Genomic DNA, 2,937 nt, shown 5'->3' with positions numbered 1-2,937 from the left:
CGCCCAGCACCGCGTGCTCGGCCAGCCACGGGTGCGACTCCAGCGACAGCCTGCCCGTCAGGACGAGCCCGTCGCCGTCCGGCAGCCGCACTTCGGCGCTGAGCAGCGGGTGTTCGGCGGCGCCCAGCCCGAAGGCGGACGGGTCCCCGGCGGCCGGGGCGGACTCCAGCCAGAACCGCGTGTGGTCGAAGGCGTACGTCGGCAGGTCGACGCGGGTCGGCCGCGCGTCGGCGTAGTACGCCGCCCAGCCGACGCTCACCCCGCCGAGGTGCAGTCGCGCGAGTGCGGTGGTGAGCGCCTCCGGCTCGGGGCGGTCCCCGCGCAGGACGGGTACGAACGCGGCGCCCGCCGCACCCTCGGACTCGGAGTCGGTGGCTTGCTGGGCCATGGCGGTCAGGGTGCCGCCGGGGCCCAGTTCGAGGTAGGTGGCGACCTGCTGCCCGGCCAGGTACCGGGCGCCGTCGTGGAAGCGCACCGCCTGGCGGACGTGGCGCACCCAGTACTCGGCGGCGGTCAGCTCGTCTCCGGCGAGGGTGCCGGTGAGGTTGGAGACGACCGGGATGCGCGGGGCCTGGTAGGTCAGGCTTTCGGCGACCGCACGGAACTCCTCCAGCATGGGGTCCATGTGGGGGGAGTGGAAGGCGTGGCTGACGTTGAGCCGTTTGGTCTTGTCGAACCGTGCGGCGATGGCGGTGACGGTCTCCTCGTCGCCGGAGATGACGACGGAGGTGGGTCCGTTGACGGCGGCGAGGGACACGCCGTCGGTCAGGTGCGGGGTGATCTCGTCTTCGGTGGCCTGCACGGCGATCATCGCGCCGCCGGCGGGGAGGGCTTGCATCAACCTGCCCCGGGCGGCGACGAGCCGGGCGGCGTCCTCCAGCGTCCACACCCCGGCCACGTGGGCGGCGGCGAGTTCGCCGATGGAGTGGCCGAGCAGGTAGTCGGGGGTGACGCCCCAGTGCTCCAGCAGCCGGAACAGCGCCACTTCGAGCGCGAACAGTCCGGCCTGGGTGAAGACGGTCTGGTCCAGCGGCTCCGTGCCGTCGAAGACGACCTCGCGCACGGAGGTGTCCAGGTGGCGGTCCAGCTCCGCGCACACCGCGTCGAAGGCGTCCGCGAACACCGGGTAGGCGTCGTACAGTTCGCGGCCCATCCCGGGGCGCTGGGAGCCCTGGCCGGAGAACAGGAACGCCGCACGGCCGTCCAGGGGCGTGCCGCGCACCACGCCGGGAGCCGAGCCGCCGGAGGCGAGGACCTCCAGGCCCCGGCGGAACCCCGCGGAGTCGGCGGCGACCACGGCGGCGCCGTGCTCGAAGCGGGCGCGGCCGCTCACCAGCGACCAGGCCACGTCCACCGGCGCGCCCGAAGCGGCGGCGTCGCCCTCGCGGAGCCGGGCGAGCAACCGCTCGGCCTGCCCGGTCAGCGCCTGCGGGGACTTGGCCGACAGCACCCACGGCACCACCGGCGGCACCGTCCCGGGCTCCGGCTCCCCGGCCGGCGCGTCCTCGGGTTGGGTGAGCACGACGTGGGCGTTGGTGCCGCTGACGCCGAAGGAGGAGACGGCGGCGCGGCGCGGGCGGCCGTCGACGGAGGGCCAGTCGCGGGCCTCGGTCAGCAGCTCCACCGCGCCCGCCGACCAGTCCACCTTGGACGAGGGCTCCCGCACATGCAGCGTGCGCGGCAGGACGCGGTGGCGCATGGCCTGCACCATCTTGATGATGCCCGCCACCCCGGCGGCGGCCTGGGTGTGGCCGAGGTTGGACTTCAGCGAGCCGAGCCACAGCGGCCGGTCGGCGGGCCGGTCCTGACCGTAGGTGGCGAGCAGGGCGTGGGCCTCGATCGGGTCGCCCAGCGTCGTGCCCGTGCCGTGTGCCTCGACGGCGTCGACGTCACCCGGTGCGAGCCCGGCGGTGGCCAGCGCCTGGTGGATCACGCGGCGCTGGGAGGGGCCGTTGGGCGCGGTGAGCCCGTTGGAGGCGCCGTCCTGGTTGACGGCCGTGCCGGAGACGACGGCCAGCACGGGGTGCCCGTTCGCGCGGGCGTCGGACAGCCGCTCGACGAGCAGCATGCCGACGCCTTCGGACCAGCCGGTGCCGTCGGCGTCGTCGGAGAAGGACTTGCACCGCCCGTCGGAGGAGAGCCCGCCCTGCCGCTGGAAGTCCAGGAACGCCGTGGGGGTGGCCATGACGGTCACGCCGCCAGCCAGCGCCATCGTGCACTCGCCGCCGCGCAGCGCCTGCGCGGCCATGTGCAGGGCGACGAGCGAGGACGAACAGGCGGTGTCGACGGTGACCGCCGGGCCCTCAAGACCCAGGGTGTACGCGATGCGGCCGGTGACCACGCTGCCGGTGTTGCCGAGGCCGAGGAACGCCTCCACGCCGTCGGGTATCCCCGGGGTGGCCGTGGCGTAGTCGTGGTACATGAGCCCGGCGTAGACGCCGGTGCGCGAGCCCTTGAGCGTGGTGGGGTCGATGCCCGCGTGCTCGATCGCCTCCCAGGAGCTCTCCAGCAGGAGTCGCTGCTGCGGGTCCATGGCGAGGGCCTCGCGCGGGGAGATGCCGAAGAACGCCGGGTCGAACTCGCCCGCGTCGTGCAGGAAGCCGCCCACCAGCGAGAGGTCCCGCTGACCGGCTTCGGTGTCCAGCAGCCCGCTGAGGTCCCATCCGCGGTCGGTGGGGAAGGGGGTGATGGCGTCGTTGCCGTTGGTGATGAGGTGCCAGAGGTCGTCGGGGTTGGTGATGCCGCCGGGGTAGCGGCAGGCCATGCCGATGATGGCGATGGGTTCGTCGTCGGTGGGCGCGGTGGGCGCGGTGGTGGTGGTGTTGGTGGGTGGGGTGGTGGTGTCGGGGTGGAGTTGTTGGTGGAGGTGGTGGGCGAGTTGGGTGGTGGTGGGGTAGTCGAAGACGAGGGTGGCGGGGAGGTGGAGGCCGGTCAGGA

1 protein-coding gene is annotated in these 2,937 nt (G+C 73.9%); it reads right to left on the bottom strand.

The window, feature by feature from the left end; translation table 11 throughout:
• The coding region (locus OSB71_RS24050) for a type I polyketide synthase (protein ID WP_265950918.1) at positions 1-2,937 on the bottom strand (2,937 nt) is incomplete at both ends.

Origin of the sequence: Streptomyces marinisediminis (assembly GCF_026262575.1) — a bacterium.
GTDB lineage: Bacteria > Actinomycetota > Actinomycetes > Streptomycetales > Streptomycetaceae > Streptomyces > Streptomyces marinisediminis.
This window is presented reverse-complemented; position numbering and strand designations above follow the sequence as displayed.